The sequence below is a fragment of the Bacillus solitudinis genome (assembly GCF_002797395.1).
Classification (GTDB): domain Bacteria; phylum Bacillota; class Bacilli; order Bacillales; family Bacillaceae_D; genus Halalkalibacter_A; species Halalkalibacter_A solitudinis.
This window is the reverse complement of sequence record NZ_KZ454943.1, coordinates 3,964,908-3,991,379: the sequence shown is the minus strand read 5'-3', so window position 1 is coordinate 3,991,379 and position 26,472 is coordinate 3,964,908. Positions and strand designations below refer to the sequence as shown.

General features: G+C 36.9%; 20 protein-coding genes, 2 pseudogenes and 1 riboswitch. Of the genes and pseudogenes, 4 read left to right on the top strand and 18 right to left on the bottom strand.

Going from position 1 to position 26,472, the window contains the following annotated elements; genetic code table 11:
• On the top strand, window positions 1-811 hold an 811-nt coding region (locus CEF19_RS19465), incomplete at its 5' end, for an IS110 family RNA-guided transposase (RefSeq protein WP_100407604.1).
• A gap of 184 nt (window positions 812-995) precedes the next feature.
• Here CEF19_RS19465 and CEF19_RS19460 read toward each other — a convergent pair.
• From CEF19_RS19460 to CEF19_RS19450, 3 genes are all read right to left on the bottom strand, one after another.
• A complete protein-coding gene (locus tag CEF19_RS19460; RefSeq protein ID WP_264755157.1) occupies window positions 996-1,358 on the bottom strand; it encodes a DUF4362 domain-containing protein in 363 nt (120 codons plus the stop codon).
• Window positions 1,359-1,674: 316 nt separating this feature from the next.
• Entirely contained in the window at window positions 1,675-2,250 is a 576-nt protein-coding gene (locus tag CEF19_RS19455) for a DUF2812 domain-containing protein (protein ID WP_100407602.1), read from the bottom strand.
• Window positions 2,237-2,554 carry a PadR family transcriptional regulator gene (locus CEF19_RS19450; protein ID WP_100407601.1) on the bottom strand — a complete coding sequence of 106 codons (318 nt, stop codon included), beginning with the start codon at window positions 2,552-2,554 and terminating at the stop codon, window positions 2,237-2,239. Before CEF19_RS19450 ends, CEF19_RS19455 begins: the two co-directional genes overlap by 14 nt.
• Window positions 2,555-3,059: 505 nt before the next feature.
• Between CEF19_RS19450 and CEF19_RS19445 the strand changes: the two genes are divergently transcribed.
• Window positions 3,060-3,509 carry a DUF1569 domain-containing protein gene (locus tag CEF19_RS19445; RefSeq protein WP_100407600.1) on the top strand — a complete coding sequence of 150 codons (450 nt, stop codon included), beginning with the start codon at window positions 3,060-3,062 and terminating at the stop codon, window positions 3,507-3,509.
• A gap of 18 nt (window positions 3,510-3,527) precedes the next feature.
• On the opposite strand, the gene CEF19_RS23590 is transcribed toward CEF19_RS19445, so the two are convergent.
• The 10 genes and pseudogenes from CEF19_RS23590 to CEF19_RS19400 all read right to left on the bottom strand — a co-directional run bounded on the left by CEF19_RS23590 (window position 3,528) and on the right by CEF19_RS19400 (window position 21,300).
• Window positions 3,528-3,680 (bottom strand): hypothetical protein, encoded by a 153-nt coding sequence (locus tag CEF19_RS23590; protein ID WP_198510326.1) that lies wholly within the window; start codon window positions 3,678-3,680, stop codon window positions 3,528-3,530.
• A gap of 500 nt (window positions 3,681-4,180) precedes the next feature.
• Entirely contained in the window at window positions 4,181-6,265 is a 2,085-nt protein-coding gene (locus CEF19_RS19440; RefSeq protein ID WP_100407599.1) for a HAMP domain-containing sensor histidine kinase, read from the bottom strand.
• Window positions 6,240-6,926, bottom strand: coding sequence for a response regulator transcription factor (locus tag CEF19_RS19435; protein WP_100407598.1), 687 nt, complete (start codon window positions 6,924-6,926; stop codon window positions 6,240-6,242). Before CEF19_RS19435 ends, CEF19_RS19440 begins: the two co-directional genes overlap by 26 nt.
• A 325-nt stretch (window positions 6,927-7,251) precedes the next feature.
• A pseudogene (locus CEF19_RS23870) lies at window positions 7,252-7,360 on the bottom strand (MepB family protein); the annotation flags it as partial.
• Between the two features lie 311 nt (window positions 7,361-7,671).
• Window positions 7,672-9,186, bottom strand: a complete 1,515-nt coding sequence (locus CEF19_RS19425; protein WP_100407597.1) for a GGDEF domain-containing protein — start codon at window positions 9,184-9,186, stop codon at window positions 7,672-7,674.
• Window positions 9,187-9,396: 210 nt separating this feature from the next.
• A riboswitch (cyclic di-GMP riboswitch) is annotated at window positions 9,397-9,476 on the bottom strand.
• A 277-nt stretch (window positions 9,477-9,753) separates the two neighbouring features.
• Window positions 9,754-13,491: an alpha-L-arabinofuranosidase C-terminal domain-containing protein gene (locus CEF19_RS19420; RefSeq protein WP_198510379.1), complete on the bottom strand. Its 3,738-nt coding sequence runs from the start codon at window positions 13,489-13,491 to the stop codon at window positions 9,754-9,756.
• A gap of 363 nt (window positions 13,492-13,854) precedes the next feature.
• Window positions 13,855-15,555, bottom strand: a complete 1,701-nt coding sequence (locus tag CEF19_RS19415) for a glycoside hydrolase family 3 protein (protein WP_100407595.1) — start codon at window positions 15,553-15,555, stop codon at window positions 13,855-13,857.
• Window positions 15,542-18,418, bottom strand: a complete 2,877-nt coding sequence (locus CEF19_RS19410; protein ID WP_100407594.1) for an alpha-L-rhamnosidase — start codon at window positions 18,416-18,418, stop codon at window positions 15,542-15,544. Before CEF19_RS19410 ends, CEF19_RS19415 begins: the two co-directional genes overlap by 14 nt.
• 53 nt (window positions 18,419-18,471) lie before the next feature.
• Window positions 18,472-19,752 carry a glycoside hydrolase family 1 protein gene (locus CEF19_RS19405; protein ID WP_100407593.1) on the bottom strand — a complete coding sequence of 427 codons (1,281 nt, stop codon included), beginning with the start codon at window positions 19,750-19,752 and terminating at the stop codon, window positions 18,472-18,474.
• A gap of 30 nt (window positions 19,753-19,782) precedes the next feature.
• The gene (locus CEF19_RS19400; RefSeq protein WP_100407592.1) at window positions 19,783-21,300 is read right to left on the bottom strand and encodes a glycoside hydrolase family 43 protein; all 1,518 of its coding nucleotides are present in this window, start codon (window positions 21,298-21,300) and stop codon (window positions 19,783-19,785) included.
• A 267-nt stretch (window positions 21,301-21,567) separates the two neighbouring features.
• On the opposite strand from CEF19_RS19400, the pseudogene CEF19_RS19395 reads away from it, so the two are divergent.
• Window positions 21,568-21,741 (top strand): annotated as a pseudogene (locus tag CEF19_RS19395) (IS1595 family transposase); the annotation flags it as partial.
• A 271-nt stretch (window positions 21,742-22,012) separates the two neighbouring features.
• Window positions 22,013-22,480, top strand: coding sequence for a hypothetical protein (locus tag CEF19_RS19390; protein WP_100407591.1), 468 nt, complete (start codon window positions 22,013-22,015; stop codon window positions 22,478-22,480).
• A gap of 148 nt (window positions 22,481-22,628) precedes the next feature.
• Here the strand turns inward: CEF19_RS19390 and CEF19_RS19385 are convergent, their stop codons facing one another.
• The 5 genes from CEF19_RS19385 to CEF19_RS19365 all read right to left on the bottom strand — a co-directional run.
• Window positions 22,629-23,129: a HEAT repeat domain-containing protein gene (locus CEF19_RS19385; RefSeq protein WP_100407590.1), complete on the bottom strand. Its 501-nt coding sequence runs from the start codon at window positions 23,127-23,129 to the stop codon at window positions 22,629-22,631.
• A 158-nt stretch (window positions 23,130-23,287) separates the two neighbouring features.
• The gene (locus CEF19_RS19380; protein ID WP_100407589.1) at window positions 23,288-24,067 is read right to left on the bottom strand and encodes a PhzF family phenazine biosynthesis protein; all 780 of its coding nucleotides are present in this window, start codon (window positions 24,065-24,067) and stop codon (window positions 23,288-23,290) included.
• A 225-nt stretch (window positions 24,068-24,292) separates the two neighbouring features.
• Window positions 24,293-25,360 carry an undecaprenyldiphospho-muramoylpentapeptide beta-N-acetylglucosaminyltransferase gene (locus tag CEF19_RS19375; RefSeq protein WP_100407588.1) on the bottom strand — a complete coding sequence of 356 codons (1,068 nt, stop codon included), beginning with the start codon at window positions 25,358-25,360 and terminating at the stop codon, window positions 24,293-24,295.
• A 163-nt stretch (window positions 25,361-25,523) separates the two neighbouring features.
• Window positions 25,524-25,706, bottom strand: coding sequence for a hypothetical protein (locus tag CEF19_RS19370; protein ID WP_100407587.1), 183 nt, complete (start codon window positions 25,704-25,706; stop codon window positions 25,524-25,526).
• 349 nt (window positions 25,707-26,055) lie between these two features.
• Window positions 26,056-26,472: hypothetical protein (locus CEF19_RS19365; RefSeq protein WP_227522035.1), on the bottom strand; the 417-nt coding region annotated here is incomplete at its 5' end.

The window sequence follows — 26,472 nt, the reverse complement described above, 5'->3', positions numbered from 1 at the left end:
TATTACTGGTACTTTAATTCAGACAAAACTACAATTCCAAGCGATTTTAGATCAAGTATTTCCTGAATTCAGAGGTGTGTTTGGGGATTTATATTCGGTTGTGTCGCTATTAACTTTAAAGAAATTTCCTTCGTCTGAAGATATTTTAAATGCCAGTGATGAGACCTTGACCGAAAAAAAACACGAGTATTGTAAGAGTCGTTCACGTAGTTGGGCTAGTGATAAAGCAGCACAAATCAAAGCTGCGGCAATTCGAAATCCGTTTGAGAGAGCCGTTTATCAGAGTCACATTTTGAGTCTTGGAATGTTTATTACTATTATTCTCCAATACAAAGAGCACCTATCAAAGTTAGAATCAGAGATAGATACCTTTGCGCAAGAAATTGAAGAATATGAAATTATCAAATCAATTCCTGGTATCGGAGAAAAGATCGCGGCAACGATTATATCCGAAATTGGAGAAATTGATCGATTTGATCACCCAAAGAAGCTAGTGGCTTTCGCGGGAGTGGATCCAAGCGTTTTTGAGTCTGGTAAATTCACGGCTACAAAGAATCGAATTACCAAGCGTGGTTCCAGTAGGCTTCGTCATGCATTATATATGGCAGTACGTTGTGCCATTCGAGACTGTCGTAAAAAGAAAACGAGTGATGAGATTATCCCTCGTAATAAGAAATTACGTGAGTTCTACGATAAGAAACGTGACGAAGGAAAACCTTTCAAAGTAGCTGTCATTGCTTGTGTAAATAAGCTCTTACATTGGATTTTTGCCCTGTTAAAAAGCAACACATTATTCCAAGATGTCGTATAATCACTACGTCTAGCTAAATAGTCCAAAACCTTCCAAGTGCTGAGAAATGGTAGGTTATTTAGTGTACTCATTTTTAGTATATCATTTGCATTTAAACTTTTTTATTGAAAAATATTGACAAACTATTAGCTGGTTTACTTTAAGTACATTCCTTCACAAACTTTTTGCAGAGAAAAAATTACCACTATTTCCGAATGGCCAAAATTTTATTATCTATAATATTTTCGCAACCATCAAGAATGTAATCAGTTCTCTCTGTAGTTTCGACCACTTCCATTGAGGTACAAATCGTAGTTTTTATGCTTCCTTCACCAAATTTATCCCTTCGTGTGTCCGTTGTTGATTTTATAATTTCACCATCGTATTCAAGGTCAGGAAGCATTGGGTCACCTTCTTCTGTATATCTGACTATTCTAATATTATCTTTTTGCTCTTGTTCAACATTTTTTAGGAACTCCGTAAATCTCTCCGTATTTTCAATTTGCCCGTGCATATCTACAACATCTTCAGACGAAGGAGTGTAATCTGGAACATTGCAACCTGCAATTAAGAGCGTAAATAATAAAACAAATATAAATTAAACTTTTTTCATGACTGTACTTCCCCCTTTTGCAATTAGACGTTTTTTCACTAAAGGATGCTTCATGTCTTATATCACTAAACTGCCTCATCAATATTATTTTTTTATTTGTACAGTGTTTACAAAAGAAAAACCTAAATAACTATACTTAATAACTACTTTGTCTATTACTTTATTATGGACAATACTTATTCCATAACTTTTATCATTTTTAGTGGCAGTACCGTTGTTTACTATTTCTAACTGTGTTAAAGGAGAGGTGTTGGGCAATATAACAACATCTTTATTTTTCTTTTAACATTGAATACTTTTGATACGCTTTATAGAAACTGCTACCAAAAAAAACAACCAGAAGTGCGGGAAACAACTTCAAAAGGACAAATGGAGTTTCAAATAAAAATGCTTTCCAAAATAATGCACCTTTCATATTCCAAAGACCTTCAAAATATAATCCCGAAAATCCCGAATCCTTGTAAAGCATATAAGAAAAAGCCAAACCCAGCATCACCAACACAAATGAATAACTCATTAATCTTTTATAATAATTACCCTTTGATTGGCGGTCTGAGAAGATTTCATTTTGTTCACCATCTTCTTTTTGCCAATACCGTATTCCACCCAGCCAGTACCCCTTTATATAAATCCATCCAAAATCTTCATATATCCCTTTGTATCCCTCGAACTTTTTCTTTGGTAAATAATCTTGATAATCAAGTCGCATAACATATCTTTTGTCAGTTTTTTTGAAAGTGTATATTCCTAATCCACTAATCTTTGTACAGCGATACCCTTTTTGTAATTGCTCGTTCAGCCATTGCTCTTCTCTTTCAATATTAAAAAACACGTTAAACTTCTTCATTGGATTCACTTCCTTCGTACAATGATAAAATATGCGATAGCCTTTCTTGTTCCATTTTCAAAATGGCACTTCCTTCTGTAGTTATCATATAAATTTTTCTGCGACCCGAATTTCCAACAGGTTCAATCCAACCATGTTTATTCAAGTTTTCAATTGCACCGTATAATGTACCAGCCGCTAAAATAACAGTACCCTTACTGATTTTTTCTATCTTCTGCATTACGGCATAGCCATGGAGTGGTTCACGTAGGGCTAATAAAATATAATGCATGGTTTCAGACAACGGCAATAATTTATGTTTCATACTCTCACCCTCAATTCAGTTCAACTATATAGTTCGACTTTATAAAAATGTAATACAGTTCGACTGAATAGTCAACAGCATTTTTAAAATTCATCGAACATAAAGCAAAACCTTTATAATTAGGAAAAAATTTAATCACAAAAAGTCAATTTCCTTTACGTTGGGAAATCGACTTTTTGTTAATCTTATTCAATTAAATGGTCCAGATTGTTGTTGGCAGAGATTTTCTTAATATTGTAACTAAATTTAAACAAAATCCTATTACTAATAGTGGGGTTAAATAGATTGCACCATATATTAAAAAAGTCATTTGTTTACCTTCTAATAAATATAATTCTTGTAGCCATAGTTAGTTCAATAATTCAACACAAAAAGCGATTACCCTCTATCACGCAATCGCTCCCGTTCATTTAAGAAGGATAAAATAACATTGACGTTGAATTGTAAATTAAATAAAAACGTACCTTTATAGGTTTAAATCAACATAACTAAAGGAGTTATTTTAATGAATAATATTTTTGAGCTCTTGTATAAAGATGAAATATTAAAACGTATCGACAACTTAAGCGTTAATTCACAACCAAAATGGGGAAAAATGAATGTTTCCCAAATGTTAGCTCATTGTTCATCTTTCCAAGATATCGCTATGGGATATTCTTTACCCCCAAGAGGTTGGTTAGGGTTATTAGTAGGTAGATTTGCAAAACCCATTTTTTATAATGACAAGCCTTTACCACACAATATGTCTACTATTCCAACCATTTTCATTACATGTAAAAAAGATTTTGAAAAAGAAAGAGAAAAACTGAAACAAAAAATTATAACATTTCAAAAGAATGGACCAGAGGCTTGTACAGGTCATCCACATCCTTTTTTCGGAAAACTTACTTCCGAACAATGGGGAAAAGGAATCTACAAGCATCTTGACCACCATTTAAAACAATTTGGTGTTTAGTCATGGGACTTAAATTATTCATGATATAGTATGAAGAACTTGTTGCTTATCAATCACTAATAGATTCATCGTCATATCTTCAATACGGGTAATATGCCACAAATGCCACGCAATCGAATTTCTTGTATCAGGATTTGATACTGAATATTGTCTAAAGGTTTTTTCATCCAAGCTGCTCACTAACTCAATTGCTATGGGGTAGCTTCACTCATGTGACTAATGGAAGAAGAGTGTAGAGAAGAATGAACTGAGATAAACAATTGTCCTGCTTCATTATCGTTTTCTGAATTTAATAGAGTTTCTCTAATTTTTTTATGGTTTTCATTCCAAATCTTACGTTGGCCCTTATCCACTCAACATATCCCTCATTTAACTATTTTCAAATTAAACTAAACTGTTCCGTCCTTGAATGATACCCCTCTTGCCTCTTCTTAAGGAATACGTCAAAAACATCGATAACTTTGTGATGATAATCACTTTAAAAGACATGGTTCAGACCTTCGTCATTATAGTAAAAGAGGAATGTTAGATACCATTCCTCTTTCTTTTTTGCTTTTCTGATTCAACAAAAAATGCTCTTTTGTTCGATAACCTCCGAGTAAATACTAGTGTTAGATAGCACCTTCCAGACACGTGATGATATCCTTATTCAATTCTTTTGCAATTACCAATCACTTATTACTAAATTTATACTTAGGTAAGTGGATACTAGCCTTAAATAAATCGCCGTCAACGTGGATGTTAAATCTCCCCTTTTGGATTTCAATTAGGTTTTTCGCGATGGATAAGCCTAATCCACTGCCTTGGCTAGTTCTGGATTCATCCCCTCTTTTAAAGCGTTCCATTAATTCGTCTGCTGAGATATTTAACTCCGTTGCTGAAATATTTTTGAAGGTAAGAAGCATTTCGTTGCCCAAATCCTCAATATCTATATATACCCTTGACCCATCGGCTGCATATTTAAATATATTTGATAATAAGTTCTCTATGGATCGCCACAATAATTTTCCATCTGCTGTAATATAGAGCTTATCCTTTGGATAATTCATCTTAAATTCTAAATCCATTGTTTGAATTTTGTCATTTACTTCCCCTAGACCTTGGGTAATTAAAGATACGATATCAATTTTCTCATAAGTAACGGGAATATTTCCGCTAGAAGCCTTTGCTGCTTCAAATAAATCATCGGTTAATATTTTTAGCCTTTTCGATTTTTGGTCAAGTACTTCAATATATTCTTCGGTCTTTGATGAGTCCTTTTCATTTTTTAATAGATCAACATACGTGATAATAGAAGTTAATGGAGTTCTTATATCATGTGATACATTAGTGAATAGTTCCGTTTTTAACCGCTCACTTTTGAGTTCACTATCAACTGCCTTTTTCAAACCATCAGTGATACTGTTAATATTTGAAGCAAGTCTTCCAAACTCCCCTTTTCCACTCACTTCGATCCGATGATGAAGATTTCCATCCTTTATTGTTTCTACCCCTTCATGTAATGCTTTAAAGGACTTGATCTTTTTATAAGCAAACCAGGCTGCTATTCCAATGGTTACCGGAAACATAAAGAACGTCAAAGCAACCAATATTGGATAACCAATTACGATTAACACCGTTTTTACTCCGATACTACCGCTTCTATAGACATTACCTACAAATGTAACTAATTTATAGATTAGATCAAAGATCAATGTATGCTTGAAAAATGTTTTATTTTTAAAATGCTTCATGAGGGATAGTAACAGTACTAATCCAACAATGGCAATAGGAACCGTTATTGGTAAGAGGAATATATCAATATTTTCAGAGGCCTCATCTACCAACAAAACCCAAAGAGGTATAATAAATATACATATCCCTATTTTTATATCATTGTATAGTTTATCTATTGCGTGAAAATGTAACTCTTGATCTTTAAATGACTTTCTTCCTATTACGAGTACGAGATAGGAAAATGAAAAAATAAATCCTACTAAAAATCCAATTAATTTATATAAGTTTTTTGTAGCAATAGTTTTGTTTTCTTGCCATTCTTTTGTTTTAAAATCTAAAAATTCTTCCGTAAAGGCAACATAAACAACCGTCTTTTCTGGATCCAATCCATCTAGGTGTTGTGTTAATCGATATAAATACTCATTTTCTTTCGTTTCCTTTGGGAACATCTCTTGTTTATAATCCTCAAATATCATATAAGACGGATAGGTTTCAAACTGCCTTTTTTCTGTCAAAGTAGTGTTTGTAAACACATTTGTGCCATCATTGGCATAAAACAATGGTACCTCATACTCTTCTAGATTTTGCATAAGTAAATGATATTCTTTTAAATCATCCTTTATCATCTTTTCTTTTGCCTGGGAGATTTCGTCAACATATTGTTGCTTAAACATTTCATAATTTTTCTCTTTCGTTAACTCAGGATTATAACTTTTAGAATGGAACTTAAAATCTGAAAATAAGTTTTCTTCTACTCTTCTCCATTCACCCTCACCAATGGTTCCGCCACTTAAAATATGTTCCTCATTCTTATAGTCATCTATTAGGATTGTGAGATTACGGACGAGTTTTTCACTTTCCTGTATATATGACCAACTTTGAAAATAATGATCTTCCACCGCATTACTAAATTCCGCATCATTTTCAATCTCAACTTCTACGACTGCTTTCATGGCACCCGTCAAACAGATGATTGCAATAATAAAAACAACAACTTTTGTTATGAATAAATGGCTATATTTTTTCAACTTTATATCCAACCCCCCACACCACCTTCAAATATTTTGGTTCTTTCGGATTTATTTCAATTTTCTCTCTGATTTTTCTTATATGAACAGAAACCGTATTTTCTGGACTATGGGCCGGTTCGTTCCATACCTTCTCATAAATTTCCTCAATGGAGAATACTTTACCTGCGTTTTCAGTCAGTAGCTTTAGGATCTTATATTGCACCGGTGTAACATGAACTTCTACCTCATCGACTGTAGTTGTTTTACTTTCATCATCGATAATTAGTCCCCCTGTTCGAAATAGATTACTCCTAGTTTCAAGACCTCCTAATGATGTATATCTTCTCAGCTGTGACTTAACTCTTGCTATTAGTTCCAAGGGATTATACGGCTTGATAATATAGTCATCTGCACCAAAATTTAATCCTAATATCTTATCCGAATCCTCAGATTTTGCAGAAAGGAAGATCAAGGGTATATTATTTTTTTCTCTAATTTTCATAGTAGCTCTGATACCATCCATCTTAGGCATCATCACATCCATAATAATAAGATGAATCTCCTGCTCTTCAATTACTTCTATAGCTTCTAGTCCATTAAAAGCTTTGAATATTTGATAGCCTTCATTTTCTAAATAGATCCCTATTGCATCTACAATTGCTTTATCATCATCACAAACCAAGATGTTCATGAAATTTCCTCCTAAATATGATTTTAAACATTGGATATCATCACCTCTTTATTCTTCGTTCTACTGAATGATATCAACAAAATCTTAAGAACTAATTAATGCAATTCTTAAGATTTTCCTAGTATTTTAAAAAGAGAAATAAAAGGTTGGGCAACTGTAAGTTTACTCGAATTAAATAATCGAAAAGTTATGATTTAATTTGATAAACGCCAAACTTATATTCAGTTTGGCGTTCTCAACCCTTTAACATATTAACATCTTAGTAATATTTTTACGTACAAAACCAATTAAAATCATTCGTTTTAATTTAACAATAAATTCCAAAAAATGCTTGATTTTTATTATCTCCACCTTTTTCCCAAAAAGAAAAAAACTGTCCTATCTTGTTAGGGGGTTATTTTTGCGACACTAAACCTAACCGATTTAGAATTCAGCTAAAAAATACCAGAACCTTAGCACAAGAATCGAAGGCCTTTATTAAAATGGAAAATTTATCGCATTAAAGTTTATTAAATGCCTTTTCGACGTTCTTTGAGTTCTGGATCGTTATAAAGCGTTGCGTGGATTTACTTACCCCAGATTCTGCTACCACATTATTCATTTTATACATTATGTTAAATATGAAAATAAAAAAGGATAATTAGCATTATATTGAACTAATTATCCTATAAATGATTAAATGGTACCGGTGGACCGAACCGGACGTTGTACACACCATTAATTCTGCGGTTAAATTTCATCCGGTTTAGCACTTCCTAGCACTATGCTTCTCTAAATACATACGTTTGTCAGCTACACTATATAATTCATCTATTGTCTCGCCATCAAGAGGATAACAACTAATACCCATACTAGCAGATAGACTTATTTGGTTTTGATTAAATAGCTTCAATGGTATGGCTAGCTTATGTTGAATGTTTTCGATAATTTTCTCTGTTTCCTCAACAGCAAGTAACAGAACAAATTCATCCCCGCCTAATCTCGCGGCATGATGTTTCTCTTCAGTTACTTCTTGTAAAATATTTGCAATATGCTGTATGGCATGATCTCCAGCTTGATGTCCGAATGTATCGTTTATCTGCTTCAGTTTGTTTAAGTCAAGCAATAGAAGATTAAACTTCTCTTTGCTGCTTAATAAATCATTTATTTGTTTTTCGAATGCAGCGCGGTTTGACAAGCCAGTTAATAGGTCATTGTAAGCCAGATACTGTACTCTCTCCTCTTTGGCTTTCGTTTCCGTAATGTCTTTTACTATCACAAACTGTAGCGTTCTTCCTTCTACGATAATAAAATCGGAATCAATCAATAACGTTAGCTGTTTTCCTAATCTATTAACAAACGAGATTTCAACATTTTCCAATTTTAGTTGTTGTTTAAATACTCTTTGCAGCTCCTGAATAAACGTTTGCCTGTCTATTCCACTTAAAAACGAGAGTAAGGATGATTGAATAAGCTCCTCCCTTGTCACACCTAAATAGTTAGGAACTTGTGGACTTACCTCATGAACGATCGCTTCTTCATCGATCATGAGAATTCCTATTGGTGACCGTTGAAATAAAATATTATAACGTCTCTCGTATGACGATAAATAATCGAATCTTGACATACTAATGAAGATAGCAATTGCCCATAATAAAGTGCCATGCGGCATAATAAAGTAAAAAAAGTTGGAAATACTCGTATTTTCAAAAAGCAGGGCTGCTGATAACGTAACTGCTATCCATACAAAATATAATACGATTCCTTTAAACCATAACTTTGCAGCATTATTTCCTTTTTTCATTTCTAGAATCGTTAAGATAATGACAATAAAAAGATATGAAAAATCAACCAACCACAGCAAATATAATCCAGTTCCAGGGATATACACTGATTCTATTGAATGGACATCCCCCTTTAACATCCATGATTCAAAAGGTAATGTCATTAACATCACAATACCTGGAACAAATAAAAGTTTAAGATATTTCCCATTTTTCTTGTTATACAAATTTGCATTCATTAACCAAAGATGTAGAGATAATAAGGAGCCAATGGCTATACCCCCATTCACCCAATAAAGACTAATCATATTAAAGTATTTCGGATAAATAATCACAGAAGTAAATACACCGAAAAACCACATTGATGAGAACACATACAATAGACTACATGTGATATGCCTAGCACTATGACGGTTATGACTATAAATCATGCCTGCCATAAAAATAAAAATACATGCGGGAATCAGGTACAATACACAGTAAAATAATACTTCCAAAAAAACCACCTACTCCACTATAATGAGCTCTATAAAAACTTAAAATCTATTTTTATTACAACCTAAGCCTGCTTCATTAACATTGACACTCTCGACTATAATTGTAAACGCGAAGTCATAATAAATTGGCTTTGATTGAACCTAGCAAAATTGAAATACATTGTAAAAAGCAAAAAAACTGCTATTTTACAGCAGTTTACTTATTAGTCCCTTTGTAACCCGGCTGTCATGCTGTGCTTAGACCCGTGGCTTTGCGTCCTATGCTTTCGAATAGTTTGCCAACTACTATTTAATTATTATTATTATACTACATTTTCACTAGTTCCGAGTCTTTATTTGTTCACTATCCTCCGCTTTTTTGATGCTATCCCAATCACCTAAGTAGTCCCGTATCAATGCATGATTACCTTCATTTGCTACACACCCAATTCTAAATATTCTTTTTTATTGTACATGATTCTAATTTGATGTTCTTCCTTATAAATAAAAAATTTTTTTATCGTTTTTTTAATCAGAGAAGAGGACATGCTTGTTTTCCTTCGCATGTCCTCTCTCTTAAACTATCTATTATTTTACGTCTAACACAAGAATGTTAACGGAGTCTGCTGATAACGTGACAACAACAGAATGTTCATTAAGATGGATTTCCTTTTCAGTTGGAACCACCTGTTCAGCATTTTTCTTGTTAACATTTGGCGTATGAACAAGAGAGGCGTCTCCCGTTACCGTAATCATTCGTGCTTTTTCTAAAACAGTAAGATCCTTCAACGAGATTTTCGTTGTTTTTTCAAATGGATCGGCATTAACCAGCTTCACGTAAACATGATCAGCGTCTTTCGTAACAGAATTGAAAATCTCGCGGTTATACGCTTCTAGCATGTAGTCCAACACCTTGCTTGTAAACGTACCATCTGTGTAGGAGCAGATGAGACGGTTCCCTGTTTCTCCACCATAGTTGACTGAAATTGTGTATGGTGTCTGATCCGCTAGTTCTTCGTAGCAGCTTGTTCGAAGGTTCCCGGCTGCAGTACTAGATGAATAGTCGCCTAGCATGTACCCTTGAATCCCTTCTTTGAACACTTTAACACCAGTGGCATTTCCGTTATAGCCTACAGCATATTCAAGAACATCTTTTTTCTCTGGCGAAATATTCGTCAAACCTACGCCAACATAAAAACCATCGGCCCCCGATACTTTTGTCGCATTCACTTCAAGCTTATAGTTAGTCCAGCTCTCATTTAAAATATATAACCCGTTCAGCCCCCCATTTTGAGCATGCAAAACAAGACCTTTTTCCGAATCAATTGTGTAGCCAGCAGAACCAGGAATCACGTCCCATGCCGGATGTAATTCTTTCGTGAAATCCTGTTCAAATAGCACTTCACCACTCCGATTATCCGTCACGTTTACATGCTTCACATGAATCTCGGCATCGCCTGTAGCAATTTCAATTCCACCCCGTGGAGTTAGCTCTGTCAGGTTTCCATTTTTGTACGTAGAGAAAGAAGTCCCTAACAACTTCGTGCCAAGATATTTTCCAAACAGATGCTGTACGTAATAGTTCGGCGTGTACCAGACAGTTTCATCATCAAACCAAATTAAATCAGGCGTCCAACGATACGTCCCATCCGTCAATACTTTGTTAAATAACGGCGCATAGGCTGCCAACCTCACGACATCAGAATTTCGTTCAAAACCAGTCATCACAGCTGCTTCCGCAATTGCACCAGCCAATGTATTCTTATCGGTCGAAGCAAATTCACCAACAAAAACCTTCGATGTCTCGGTTTCAGTCAGACGACCGTCTGGCTGATAGACTCGATAATAATAATTGTACCGATCCGCATTGTTTAACAAGTATTCATTGGAACGGTAATAATGCTCATCCGCAATTGTATCCATATAATTCGGTTGTTTTTCATACCAAGTGACCGTTTCTTCCGTTACCGTCTTACCATCCGTAAAGTTTATCGTTGCACTTCCTTCAACATTCCCACTAAGGAACTTCCAGCCCTCTTGATACGCATCATCATCCGCTTGCGCACCAACAGTTGACAGAATAATGAGCTCATGATCCGGATAATGAACATTCATGTATTCATCAATCGCCGCTTTAAAGTATTCAAAGTTCGCAAAAAATTCCGTACCCCAGTTTTCATTACCTACACCTAAGTAGCGAAGGTTGAACGGTGCTTCATGACCCATATGCTTACGTAAAGCTGCCCATTCATTCTGTTCAAAATCGGTGCTAATCGCGAAATCAATTAAATCAGTAAAGCTTTTCACAAAATGATCTCTAAGCTCTCCGCCTGCCGGATGGACATAATCGGAACGAGCCTGACAAAGGACACCACAAGCCATAACCGGTAAAGGCGTAGCATTTAGGTCTTCAGCTAATTGGAAATACTCCATGTAGCCTAACCCCATCGTCATCATGTAGCCCCAAACATTGAAATTTTCTTTACGCAGCTCGATATCGCCAACCGAATCTTTCCATTCATAAACATTATCCCAAATGTAGGAGCCTTCTGAAATACAACCACCAGGGAAACGCAAGAATGTTGGATGCAAGTCAACCAATGCATTCACCAAATCTTTTCGTAAACGATAGTTCCGATTTCCTTTATAGTTAGCGTGAGCCGTGTTTGAGCGCTCTTCCTCATTTGCACCCCAAACCTCTTGCGGCATCAATGAAACCATATCAATTGACATGTCACCCTTAAAACTCAAAGCAAGCTGACCAAGTTCAGTTTTAGACCCAGTCAATACAATATTCGAGTTAACACCATACTTTTTCCATGTGTTGCCGCCCTCTACCTGCACTGTTACACTATCACTAAGCGTCTCGCCGTCCTGTGCTTGCAGCTGCAAAGTAATCGTTCCCGCCGATTCCGCTTTCGCCCAGATCGTAAAATCATACTGTGCATCTTCTTTAATTGAAATCGCACAATGGTGATTTGAATCGGTGAAACCTTTATTTATAAGCGTGCTGCCGTTAGGAACAGTCAGATAATGAGAATTAACGTCTTTATCTGCCACTCCAAAAAACTCATTCAAGCCGCCTGTATTCTCTACCGTTACTTTATCGACATCACCAAACCAGGCATGAAGGGGTTGATGGTTTCTGCCTGAAGAGCAGCCGCACTCCCCTGACGCATGAGAATACGTCTCAAATGCAAATGATTCGAACGAACGATTTTGAATAAGCTCCGCATAAATCCCGCCGTCCGCTGCGTTGTTAATATCTTCATAAAATAACCCATATAACGTCTCACTAATCTCAAGAACTTCCTGGCTCCCGTCAATCGTTAATAAATGAGAAGGGACTCCATTTGGAAGAACGGACACCGTAAATTCTTTTTCAGCTGTGTCAGTTCCTTTACTTAAAAGCGCGGTCAAGGTTACACCTTTTGCTTCATCAATATCCCCTACTACCCCATCATTCGATAACACGGAAGGATCGCTTGATGTCCAAGAAACCGCGACCTTTCCACCCATAAGCGAATAAGGTAAGGTAACATCCTTTGAAACAATCGTGATCGGAAACGATAAATACTTATCTTTCGCAAGTTGAACGATTTCTCCGTCTGTAAGTGATTCACACATCACTTCGATTACTTCATCTTGCGTTAAACCTGCTTTAAACACCTGAAAATCAGAAAGAGAACCGTTAAAATCCGCATCGACTTCATGTTGCGAACGCCCAATATAATTATTGCTGTACCCCGCTGGATCAGAAAACGTCTCAAACCAACTGCGAAGGCGTTTATATGTACCACTTGACGTTTGACTGATCGAACCGTCAGCCACCACTTCCCCATTCGCATAAATGACAGGCCCAGCACTGCTTAATGTCCCACCTTCTGTTCCAGTAACCGACATTGCGACATGAATCCATTCACCTGAAGAATACGTTCTTCCTGCATCAGCAACAAGATCTGAATCTGAAAAACAAACGCCGCGTAAGTTTCGTGATAAGAACAAGTATGGTCCAACTGCATTTTTTCCAAAATCAAAAATACGTTCCCATACATTCTCACCTTTTCTCAAGTAAACCCACGTACTAACGGTAATTCCCGTTAAATCGTTAATGTCTTTAAGAAAACCTGATGGTAGTTTCATATAAGAAGTCCCGTTTTGGCCACCTGCAAGCGTAACTGCGGTTCTGCCCCCAACCGTTTCTACGACCGGCTTTGTACTCCCCTCTGCTGTGGCCTTATTGCCATTACCTGAATGATCTTTTCCGACATTATCCGGATCATTGAAACGATAGTGGACAACGATCTGGTTCTGAAATGAACGAATTGCCTTGTTTTCTGTCATCGTATATCCCCTTTTCTAGTCAAAATCATTAAACTTAATATTTTAATTAAATACATAATAAAAACATAAATAATATCCTGTCCCCATTATAATCGCTAACGGTCTGCTTTCTCAATAGATTTTGCTCGCTTTTTCAAATTGTCTAAAAAATCTTGATTGTGTAAGATTGCAGAGCCGGAATTTCGCATATGCGATAATAAAAACGCTTCTTACCAAAAGGCAAGAAACGTTTCAGATGACATATTTTCGTTTAAACACCGATAACCAAGAGCTAGAGGTTAACCTGTCCCTACCTGACTAACCCCTCCTCTTTCACCATACCGTATACAGTAGAGCTACACCACCTTAATCATACAAGTGTAAATCCCAGCGGTTTCCGCAATATGGGTCACTAGGAGAAATCCCTTTGAACTCACTTCTACCAACTAACTTATTTACAAGTGCTTCTACTGTTACGTTATTATCCGAGTAAGCGTTAATAAACGTCGATACATACGGTATATCAATGAGATGATACGGGTTTGCTAAAGATACAAAAATCGTAGGAACATCCGTCGAGAACCAAGGTGAATCGATGGCAATAAACGGATTCCAATTTAAGCGAACCTGTGTGCGATTACTGCTTGTTCGTTCAACCGCAACGAATAACGCTAAATCATAGGATTCCTTTAAGTCCTTCAACGACTGACCAGCCTTTTCTCCACCAAATGTTCTAATATCTTGGACAGCAACGTCAAACCCTTCTTGCTCTAGCACCTGAGCCAGATGACTGATTTGTGATTCATCACTTGATACGCCAAGTGGCATTAAATAAATGCGCTTCTGCTGTTTAGGAGTAATAGGCAAGATTGCTTCACGATCACGGACAAGTGTGATGCTTTTATCCGCAAGTTCCTTAGATGCTTGCACAGATTCCTCCGAATGAACGATGTTTAATGCATCCTCAGCCGGAACAAGTTTTTCTTTTTTGTGTAGGCCTAACGAAGCTTTCACACCGAGAATTCGTCTGGCGGCATCGTTTAATCGCTCTTCTGTCACAATCCCCGTTTCTAACCCTTGATGCATAGACTGCAAATCTTCATCGTAATTACGAGTAAATAAAATCATATCACATCCTGCAGCAACCGCTTGAGGAATGGCATCCTTTCTTTTCTTATCTGTCGCAAAGGCAACCATTGGAGTTGCATCCGTCGTGATTAACCCGTTAAAGCCTAATTCCTCTCTCAACAAATCTTGTAATAGCTCAGGAGATAGGGTCGCTGATTTCAGCTCTTGATCCGGTATCCCCTTCATACGAGAATATTCTGGAAATGCGATATGTCCCACCATGACCGTATGGGCGCCATCCTCAATTAAATCACGATAGATGTTCCCGTATGTCTTCATCCACTCATCTACAGCTAATGTATTAAACGTCACATGTAAGTGTTGGTCCCGTTCATCTACTCCATCTCCTGGAAAGTGTTTCACCGAAACCGCCCCACCTGAAGCCTCAAACCCTTTTTTATACGCTTTAGCCATAAGTAACACACGCTCGGGATCAGATCCAAACGTCCTTAAATTAGTGATGGGATTTCGCCAGTTATAATCAATATCTACAATCGGAGCAAACGCCCAGTTCCCTCCTACAGCAGCCGCTTCTCTCCCAGCAATTTCACCTAATTTATAGGCAGCTTGTTCATCATCAGAGGCCGCGACTTGAAGTGGCTTCCCGTAAAACGTCCCTTCTTCGATCATGCCATTGCCACCGTCTTCCACGTTCGCTGCCAACAACATTGGGATGTCACTTGCATCCTGTAGGGCTCGATTTGCTGCTTGAATCGTTTTTCCAGGCAATGGACGAAACATCATTGCACCTGGTTTGTATTTTCGAACCCAATCTGTTAAAAAGGCAGGGTCTGGATTAAACCCAATTGGTGCAAATAATTGGCAGACTTTTTCCTCTGTTGTCATATTTTCTAATGTCGTCTCGACCCAGGAGATCGCTTGGGCATCTAAATGATACGGATTAGCCTTTAAATTCACCGTTTGATTAGTGGCTACCATTCGTCAGCGCCTCCCCCAATCTTTTATTGACGGCTTCATTGATTCGTTTTAGTATTTCATCGACTTTGACAGAAGGGATTCCAGTCTCTGGTGTGACCTTACATTCCTTAAAAGTCATCCCCTTCATCATTTGGAAAGCGACGTGAGGAGGCATCTCACCATGCATCACGTTCGTTAAATACTCTTCTAAAATCGCCTTTGCTTCCGGATAGTAAATTAACTCACCGAGAACACTTTCGTTTGTGAACATCTTTTTGTTTACGTTAAGCAACAGAAACGAGAAGAGATATTCGCCAGACCCTAAACTGAATTCAAATCCTGTCACGCCATCCCCATCTACTGTGATGGTCTGTGCTTGAGCAGGGAGAATAATCGTTGCTTCTGTATTCTCTGGTATAACAACGTTTAACGTTACCTTTTCGCCCTCGAGCTTCCATTCACTTCTAACTTCACCGTACATCGTCTCATAGCTTGCTTTAACTTGCTTCATCCCTAAAGGACTTATGATTGGTTTGATCGTGATTTTCTTATAGCCAGGTACGGTTTCATCTAAGGAAATTCCGGCAATGGTTCGGTGCATCCATTCTGCCACAGCCCCGTAGGCATAGTGGTTAAACGAAGTCATCCCAGAATCATTAAATGTCCCATCCGGATTGATACTGTTCCATCGTTCCCAAATCGTTGTTGCTCCGCTTTTCACCTCATACAACCAAGACGGATAATTCTCTTGAAGCAATAATCTTAACGCCGTTTCATGATAGCCGTACTTAGATAAAACTGAACATAAATGAGGCGTTCCTAAAAACCCAGTTGTCAGGTGATAATCGTTTGCCACAATCATTCTGTGCAGTTCATGAGCCGCTTTCTTAGCCGCATCTCCTTTTAACAATTGAAACGCTAAAGGAATAATATAACTCGTTTGCGTTCCGCCGATAATGTTTCCGGTTGGTGTCGTAAATTCCGCTTGGAAGTCAGCAACAATTCGTTCGTATAAAGCAAAGTATTCTTTGGCATCTGTTTCAAAACCTAATACGTCAGCTGTTTTCGCTAAAATATGCGTGGAATAGGCATGATACGCCGTTGCAATCAACGGGATAGGCGTTGCACCAACTGGCGAATGAGGGTCTCCATCAAGTGCTAACCAATCACCGAATTGGATTTTTGCTTCCCACACCGTTTCGTTGGTTGCGAGACTTCTCACTTTCTCTACATATGCTTTCATGCTTTCATATTGTTCTGCTAAAAGCTGCTTATCACCGTACACTTGATAGACGGTCCAAGGGATGAGCGTCGCTGCATCATTCCATCCTGAAGCAACCTGATCTCCTGGGATGATGTCAGGAATAACAAAAGGTATCTGCCCATCCGGCTTTTGGTCGACTCTTAAATCAGCGAGCCATTTTTTAAAGAAAGACGCACCTTGGTAGTTATACAGAGCTGTTCCGATAAATACTTGAGCATCTCCAGTCCACCCTAAACGTTCATTCCGTTGTGGACAATCTGTCGGAACATCAACAAAATTCCCGCGTTGTCCCCAAACCACATTGCTGTGCAACTGATTGACTAGCTCGTTATCTGTACTAAATGTCCCTGTTCGTTCCATATCTGAATGAATAACTTCCCCTACAAACTGACCCAAAGGTAGGTCTTCGGAAGGGAACCCTACTACTTTGACATAACGAAATCCTTGAAAAGTAAAGGTCGGTGCGTAGTTCTCTTCCCCTTCTCCTTTTGTAATATAGGTCACCTCTTGCTTGGCGATGCGGAGATTCTCTGTATAGAAATTCCCTTCTTTATCAAGAACTTCCGCATGTTTCAAGACAATTTTTGTTCCCTCTGGTGCCGTCACACGTAGTCTCATCCGACCAACCATGTTTTGCCCCATATCTAAAACTTTATCACCCTCTGGCGTCACGATATAGTTAATTGGTTTAATCGTTTCGGTTACGAGAACAGGTTCGTTTTCTTGCGCTACTAGTTTGCCACTTGGTACTAGCGAACAATCAACAAATTCCCAATCTTGATCATTAAATTCAGGTTCACTCCATTTTGTCTCAAGTCTGGCATCATAAGATTCTCCGTTGTAAATACTCGCCGAAAGGAATGCACTTTTACCTGATTTCCACTCTTCGTTTGATGTAAAAATCTCTTTTTTCCCATCTTGATAGACAACGTGTAGTTCCATTAATGCTGATAGGTTTTTCCCGTACTCATATCGCCCATCAAAACCCATTCCTTTGTACCAACCCTCAGAGAGCAGGATTCCAAGCGCATTGTTCCCTTTTGCAAGATTTTTGGTCACATCATACGTTTGGTATTGCAGGCGATGATGATAACTGGTCCAGCCTGGGGTTAGTAATGCATCTCCAATAATACGACCATTCATATTCAGCTGGTAAAGACCCAAAGAGGTGATGTAGACTCTAGCAGAGTGAATCTCTTCTTTTACTGAAATCACTTGTCGAAGGGCAAATATTTCCTCTGCAACCTCTTGTTTTTTTGGTGTGATCCATTTGGCTTTCCATGCCTCGTCATTTAAAAAAGCCGTTTCAAACCAGTTTACTGCACACCATTCCGAGTAATGGCCATGATTATCTGAAATTTTAACTTTATAAAAATATCGCGTAAACGATTTCAAAGGTTCACCTGCATAGGTAATATGGGTACTTTGATTACTGTTAATCTCTCCTGTATCCCACATAATGCTGTTAAATTCAGGATCAGTAGCCACCATTACATGAAAGGTTCTTTGTTTTGTATTTCTTTTATCCGATTTACATTGCCAGCTAAACCTTGGATTGGCAATGTCTGTTCCTAATAATACCGTTTGATATTCACAAGTAAGTTTACAAACCGTTAGCATATTTTTTTCCTTCCCTTCTGCCTCTAGTAAGTTCCAATATCATAAATCTAGTTTCATAGCTTGTTAAAACTATCAGAACGTGCACTCACGTTTGCAATCTCACCTAGTACACGTGCGCTTTCTTTGACTTTTCTTTCCTGTGTCGTCCGGTCAACACCAATGAGTCCAAATTTCATTGAATATCCAGAATTCCACTCAAAGTTATCAAATGTCGACCAGTGAAGATAACCTCTCACGTCAATCCCTTCATCTAAACAAGCCTTTACTCGCTCTAAACTTTTACGAATAAATTCGACCCGTTTCTCATCATCGTCCGTCGCAACGCCATGCTCCGTAATCATGATAGGAATCGATAGAACGCTCGCTACTTTTCGAAGCACATGACCCAGTGCTTCTGGATAAAACTCATAGCCCATCTGTGTCAGCTCAGCATCTTCTGGCGGCTTCACTTGTCCTTCTGGTCCATATACTTCACGCGTATAATTTTGTAATCCGAAGAAATCATCACCTTCGATCATATCGGTAAATTGTCCGAAATAACTGTTCCATTTTTTCTTCGCGATTTCCTCGCCACCAGGGATGGATTGAACATCAGATAAGGCCATCGAAAATCCGACCTTTGTATTGGGCTGAATTCGTTTAATGCGTTCTCTTGCTTTTCGGTGTGTCTCTTTTAACAGCTGAATCGATGCTTCATCAGAAACCATGTGGAACGTGAAATAGTTCTCTGTCGTTGTACCACACAATTTAGCCGCAGACTCTCTCCATTTTGGTGCAACCCAAGACTCTCTATCTATTCCAACTGGCGGTACAAATCCAATTGCGGTAAAAGTCTCTCGTAGCATAACCGGCAGATTTACCTCATTCATTGTTAATACATATGGAATTAAATCGCCGAGTTCTTTAAACACTACTTCGCAATATTTTGAGAAACGCTCAGGAAGTTCAGGACTTGCCCATCCGCCCATCCGCATTAGCCATTTTGGTGAAGAAAAATGATGCATGGCTACGATAGGTGTAATCTTGTATTTATAGCATGTCTCCAGCATCCCTCGGTAATGTTCGATAGCCGAACGAGAATACTGTCCCGGTTCTGGTTCAATTCTCGACCACTCGAACGAAAACCGATAAGCTTTTAATCCTAAAGAAGCCATAAGCGCAATATCTTGCTCATATAAACGGTAGTGGTCAATGGCATCTCCAGATTTATCTTTATACGGAGACCCTTCGGCATGCTCTTCAGCCCAAAAATCACTATTAATGTTGTTGCCTTCTACCTGGTATGCTGCAGTTGTAGAGCCAATCAAAAAGTCACTTGAAAATATTACCGACATTTATTCGTTCCCCTTTCGAAAACCATTAATTTATTTAATCGCATACTCGAACCAATCAAAATAAGCAGGCGTCGTATCCTTTTGACCATTTCCAGTCGCATAAATTCCAACGTATACGCCAGTATGTCCTCCAGCCACTTCTGAAGAGAGCAAGAAACATTCCCCCATACCAAGCTCAATCATTTCGCCGTCAACGATATATCCAAACGTGTAATTCTTCGCATCTGCGTGAACGGAAAGGATAATGCGATTATGTGTGTAGTCATGCTCCGACTCTACTTTCCAGAGCGAGCCAATTTTACGTCTGACAAACACTTTCTTTTTCCCGGATCGAATCCCCAACGCAATTTCATAATGAAATCTCTCATTTATATAAACCGTCAATCCCGCTTCTTCCCCTTCAAAACAAGGCGAATATTCTAATAAGGTGGAAATCTTGCAGTTAAAGTGCTGTTGTCTACGACCAACAAAAGCCGGAGAATCGATTTCATTCAAGCTCACTGCTGAACCATACAATGTAAGATAGCCAGGCTTCGCTGTTAACGAATAATTCTCCTCATATGGATTACGCAAGTAGTTCCAGGTAACATCCAATGTCGTTTCATTAAAATCGTCTTTACTTTTCCACGACACCGCTTCGTTAAGTGTAAGTGTACGAGCATCCATCTCCAACGCTACCTTCGATCCGATAACAGGCCACCCATCCTCTGTCCAATCGACGGGCGCTAAAAAGGTTTCTCTTCCCAAATGATGATGGCTTCCGCTAAAAGGAACCGGTGCAGGCCGTATCCCCAAAAATACCGTCCACCAACTACCGTCTGAGTATTGAATCAAATCTGCATGACCCGTCGCTTGGATGGGGCTATTGCTACCACGGTGTGTAAGAATCGGATTAGACGGATGGCTTTCAAATGGACCATATGGCTGTTGACTGCGAGCAACCGTCACAGAATGGCCATAATCCGTGCCTCCCTCTGCAACCATCAAATAGTACAACCCATTTATCTTATAAAGATGTGGTCCCTCTGGATATGCCCCACCTGTTCCTTCCCAAATCAACTTACGTTCAGTGAGGATATCCCCTGTGTCTACATTTAGTTCCGCTTGATAAATCCCAACCGTCTCAGAAGAAAAAATATCCTGAGTACCCGTGAGATAGACCTTGTCATCACAAAATAAAAGCGATGGATCAATCCCTGGCCAGTCCAACATAACCGGATCAGACCAAGGACCTTCTGGTTTTTCGGACGATACGATAAAATTTTTCTTGATCGTAAAGTTCGTCGTAATCATGTAAAACCTTCCATTATGGTATCTAAGCGTTGGGGCAAAAATACCGAGCGAACTTTTCGCGTGACTCAAATCTAATTGGCTGCTTCGTTCTAAGCAATAACCAATTTGCTCCCAGTTTACAAGATCCTTACTATGGAAAATAGGCACACCAGGAAAATATTCAAACGAACTTGTAACAAGATAAAAGTCATCTCCAACACGACAAATACTAGGGTCGGGATGGAAACCAGTGATAACAGGATTGTTATATTTCATACCAGAACACCACCTTTTTTATGTAATCATCGGATTCTTTCGCTAATAGGTATCGGACCGTAACCCCTTACCCAGTAAATAAAGCGCTTTCTAAAATGAACCAGTTTTGGTCTAAATAAATGGCTCCATATGAGTAGAATCCTCATTTCCTTCATCTTAAACAATCCGATCGATGATTACTGTCTTACAATCGACTTTCTAATAACACTATTTCGACTTTTTCTTATAAAAGCCTATACAGAAACTCGTTACCTTGGTAAGTGGTCTACCTTCTTTAAGGAGTCTTTAAAAGGCGTGAAGTGTTGATAGAAAGCCAAAGAAACGTGGAGGTAGTAATAAGAAAAGGGGTATTAGTAACCTCAAAATCACTGTAAGGGTGAAGTGATTGCTCAAAAGGCTGGTACTGGACGAGTAAGGGCTGAAGAAATTGAAGCGATTATTGAGGTATGTGTCAGGAATCCAATTTGATTACGGTCAAATGTTTGCGTGAGGTGTAAAAAAACAGCCACCTCCAAAAATGGAAGAGGCTGTACTCGTTATTAAACTAAAGCACCCGATAGTTTAAGTGCATTATTTCACAAAGTTAGCTCAGTTAGATAAGGTTTGCTGCGCATTATATTTGAACTGTTCATTAAGAATTTCATTTTTTTTAAATTTAATTATATCTTTTGACAAATAATAAAATTAAAATTTAAAAAGGTGTTGATTATTAGTGAACATAAAAAAACTTTTGTTATTGTTAATCTTAATCTTTCCATGGCTTACAACTCCCTTTATTGGAAGGGAATCCTTCAAACGTTTTCTCCCAGCATCATTGTTAATGAGTGGACTTGGCTTTTTAGAAGATTATTTAGCAGTTAAGTTAGACTGGTGGAAATTCAATGTAAAGCTTCATCCAAAGCTAATAGGGGGTGCTCCATATAATTTAGGCCCCTATATAATAAGTTCTCTTTGGACATTAAAGTTTACTTATGGAAAATTTCCTGCTTTTATGTTACTCACAACGATTTCCAATGCTATTTTCGCCTTTGTATTCCTAAATATAGTTAGTAGGTTTGGCCTTTTAACGTTAAGAGGTATGAGCAAAACGCAGTTTTACGTAACCCTCTGTATTAGAGCTGTATTTCTTTATATTACACAGGTTTTCTTTGAGAACTTCAAAAAAATGAAAATCAGCTAAAAGATTTCTTCTCATGAAAAGCGCTTCTATTCAGGCGCTTTTTTATTACACAGTATCTAGTCTACTACGCATTAACATTAATAAAAGGAGCTGCCGTCTTGACAACTCCTTATTACACTATTGCACCCGTTAGTGAAACAAGAATTAATTATATTTTCTTAAAAGAAAACAACGTTTCTAAAGTATCTGACAGTATTTCCTGTTGCCGTTTTATTTCATTTAGTTCATCTTTTACCTTTACAATACATTTCAATAATATTTCATCAGATACTTCACCATTAATGGATTCTATTAGTTGAAATGCCTGGGCTTGTACTTCAAAGTTTCCAGTTATCAAATGATAAATTAGCGTTTCTAAATGTGCTGAACAATCAAAAGGTTCAAGTGCATATAGCAGTGTCCCTCTACTTCCTAAAGTTTTTGGGTCATTAATCACATCAATTAACGGTTGTACTGCTTCTTCGTTTCCTATATCACTTAACGTCAAAGCAATTGAATTTCTTAATAGAACATTTTCTGTGGTTTTCAAGTATTTAATAAGTAAAGGGATAGCCTCTATATTCTTACTTGTACCAATTTTCTCTAATATGTTTTCTGCTTCATCAAGCTTATCATTTTCCATTGCAAATCTTAATAAGTTGATATCCATATAACTTATCCAAACTCCTTGTAATTAACTGTAATGAAATTGATTATAACACTGGTTCTACTCCACTATTTTGCCCTTTACTTAAAGAAAAAAGCATTACCCTTGTTGCGGTAATGCTCCCGTTAGCTCAATAAGTTTTTAATTTGGAACTAATTTTCTTAAACATTTATATATCCTTCTAAATAAGATACAGCTTCTCCAGACATCCTTACCATTTCACCTAAATCAGTACAATATAGCTTTCCTCCTCTTTCTGATAATTGCAATGCGACAAATTCATTTTTATTTAATATATTCTTCCAATACGGAACTAACGTACAATGAGCAGAACCAGTAACAGGGTCTTCATCTACTCCTGCCTTTGGTGCAAAAAATCTTGATACGAAATCTACTTCTTTTCCTTTAGCTGTCACTATTACACCAAAACCATCTAGTTTTTTTAGTTCGTCCATATTTAATTCAAGACCTAAAATATCTTGTTCTGTATCAAATACCGCCAAATAGTCTCTTGACTTATAGACCTCTTTAGGCACATTACCTAAACCTTTAATAAGTTCCTCTGGAGTATCGCATTTTTCTCCTTCTCTGGAAGGAAAAGTGAGTGTAAACAGACCACCATCCTTAGATACTTCTAAAATTCCACTTTTTGTATTAAACGTTACATTCTTTAAATTTTCATCTAAATAAGTGCAGATTACATAAGCAGACGCTAATGTTGCGTGTCCACATAAGTCTATTTCTCCTTTTGGAGTGAACCATCTTAACTCATATTCATCATCTTTTTTTACAAAAAAGGCTGTTTCAGATAAATTATTTTCTGCTGCAATCTTTTGCATTAAATCATCTTTTATCCATTCGTTTAATGGACATACTGCCGCTGGATTTCCTTTAAATTGTTCATTTGTAAAAGCATCAATCTGATAAATCGGGATTCTCATTTTCTTAATCTCCTTGTTGTTCATTTAAATTACTTATCTCAATACCAAAATTTTGTTATCTAGCTAAATTATACATTATTAGTGATTTATTTAACTATTCTGCTCCTTTAGTTTAACATCATCTTCCAATAAGTGGGTATAGAAAAAACGAGCTGCATCCCTTACAGCCCGCAATTTTACTAACGCACCCTTTAGCTTAATAAGGAATTACAAATAGGGTTTATTCTATTTCATTTTTTTCACTTTATTAATTTCCGTTACTAGTGTTTGTAATGCTTCCATTTTCTGAGACTCTTTCATATTTTGTTCGAACTCATTCCTGTTTTTGTAGACAGTATTTAAATGCTCAAGCAAAGTATCACTATTAAGTTTTTCTTCTTCCAAGGTAAGTGAATATCCTTTTTCTTGAAAAGCCTTTGCATTTAAAATCTGGTCGCCTCTGCTTTGGTTTAATCCTAGTGGGATAATAATCATTGGTATTTTTAAGGATAAAAATTCAAAGATTGCATTAGAACCACCCCTAGTAATAACTAGATCGGTAGCAGCTAAAATATCAGATAACTCATCATGAACATATTCAAATTGCTTATACCTTGGATAACCCGATAACTCATCATCAAAGTTATTTTTACCACACAAATGAACAACCTGATATTTAGCAGTTAATTGTTTTAAAGATTTTCGGACTACCTCATTTATTTTTTTGGCTCCCAGACTTCCACCCATTATGGTTAATATTGGGCTATGTTTATCAAAATCAAGAAATTTTCTACCTATTTCCTCAGAACCGTTTAATATTTCACTTCTAATTGGCGAACCAATAACTTTCGTTTTATGATTTGGAAAAAATTTGCTAGTTTCCTCAAAGGAGGTGAAAATTTTCGTGGAAAATCTTTGTGAAATTTTATTTGCTAGTCCAGGTGTCATATCACTTTCATGAATATATATAGGTATTTTCAAGGATTTTGCAGCTAAAATAACAGGAACTGAAACAAATCCACCTTTAGAAAATACTAAATTGGGTTTTAATTTTTTTAATATACGTCTTGCTTCAAAACAGCCTTTTATTACTCTTAACATATCCCACAAATTTTCAATATCTATATATCTTCTGAGTTTCCCACTATTTATCCCATAGTAGGGAATGCTTAATTTTTGTATTAGCTCTTTTTCAATCCCCTTTTTAGAACCCATGTAAAATATATCCCAATCCTTACTAAGTTCATTAATTATTGCAATATTCGGTGTTACATGCCCAGCAGAACCCCCACCAGTGAATACAATTTTCGGCATATATCCTCCTATACTTATAAGTAATATGTATAATCATTATACGTTGTTTAAATATGTAAATTCATCCTTTTTCTTAAACTATCCTGCTCCGTTAGCACAAGAAGCGACTGCTCTTATTGAACACTCGCTCCCGTTAATTTAAGTACATTGTTTCACATATTGCTTATTTTTTGCTTTTCAATTCTCTTAATATATCAGAAACACCCATTGCAATACTTGCATTTAGCATTCCAAACAATGTCCCAAATAGTATCATCGCATCATATTCCCCAATGAAATTCATCACAAAGAAAATAAGGCAAAATGCAAATATTATTAGTCCAAAAATAAATAGAAACCTATCCAAAAATTCACCTCCAGTAAAACTTACCGTTACTTGAATAAAGATTAGCTATTTAAATTTTTGTTTTTATTTTTCCAATCCTCATAAGTCCTATGTTTGTTAACTGTAAAAACGATAATTACTTACTATATATAATGCTTCTACAAAGATACAACTTTAGCATTTTTCGTATCTTAACTTACGTTGAATACGGTGGAAAATCATACTACATATAACTGCCATTTACTTCAACAAGAAAAGGCGAATACCCTTGTTTAACATTCGCACCCGTTTGTTTAAGTACAACTTTTCACGAACTTATTAGGATAAAAAAATTTCGACAATTTTATCTGATACAATTTGAAGAGGAACATCAATTATAAGCCTCTATTTTGTAATCGTTAAATTGCGTATCAATAACTTCCATTAGTAATAATAAGTTTTGCTCATTTAATGTTATTGTATCTAGATTAAACCAGTATTGTTTTAATGCGACCCTCAATCTATAGGAGTTATTACTCAATCGAAGAACATTTTCAGCAGACTGAGTAGTAAATATTAAACGTTGAAGTCTTTCATGTAGCTGACCGTTTTCAGTTTCACTTTCTAATTGTGACTCAATTGCCATTTTTAATCCATGACTATCAGCTAATACCGCATTTAGTTTATATGATATAACTTCATCAATTATAGTTTGCTTGTGGTTATTACTATAAAGTAAGTATCCATTGAAAATTATCGAAAAAACTAGAATTGAAAGTACTATTTTCTGTTTCATTTTCACTCCCCC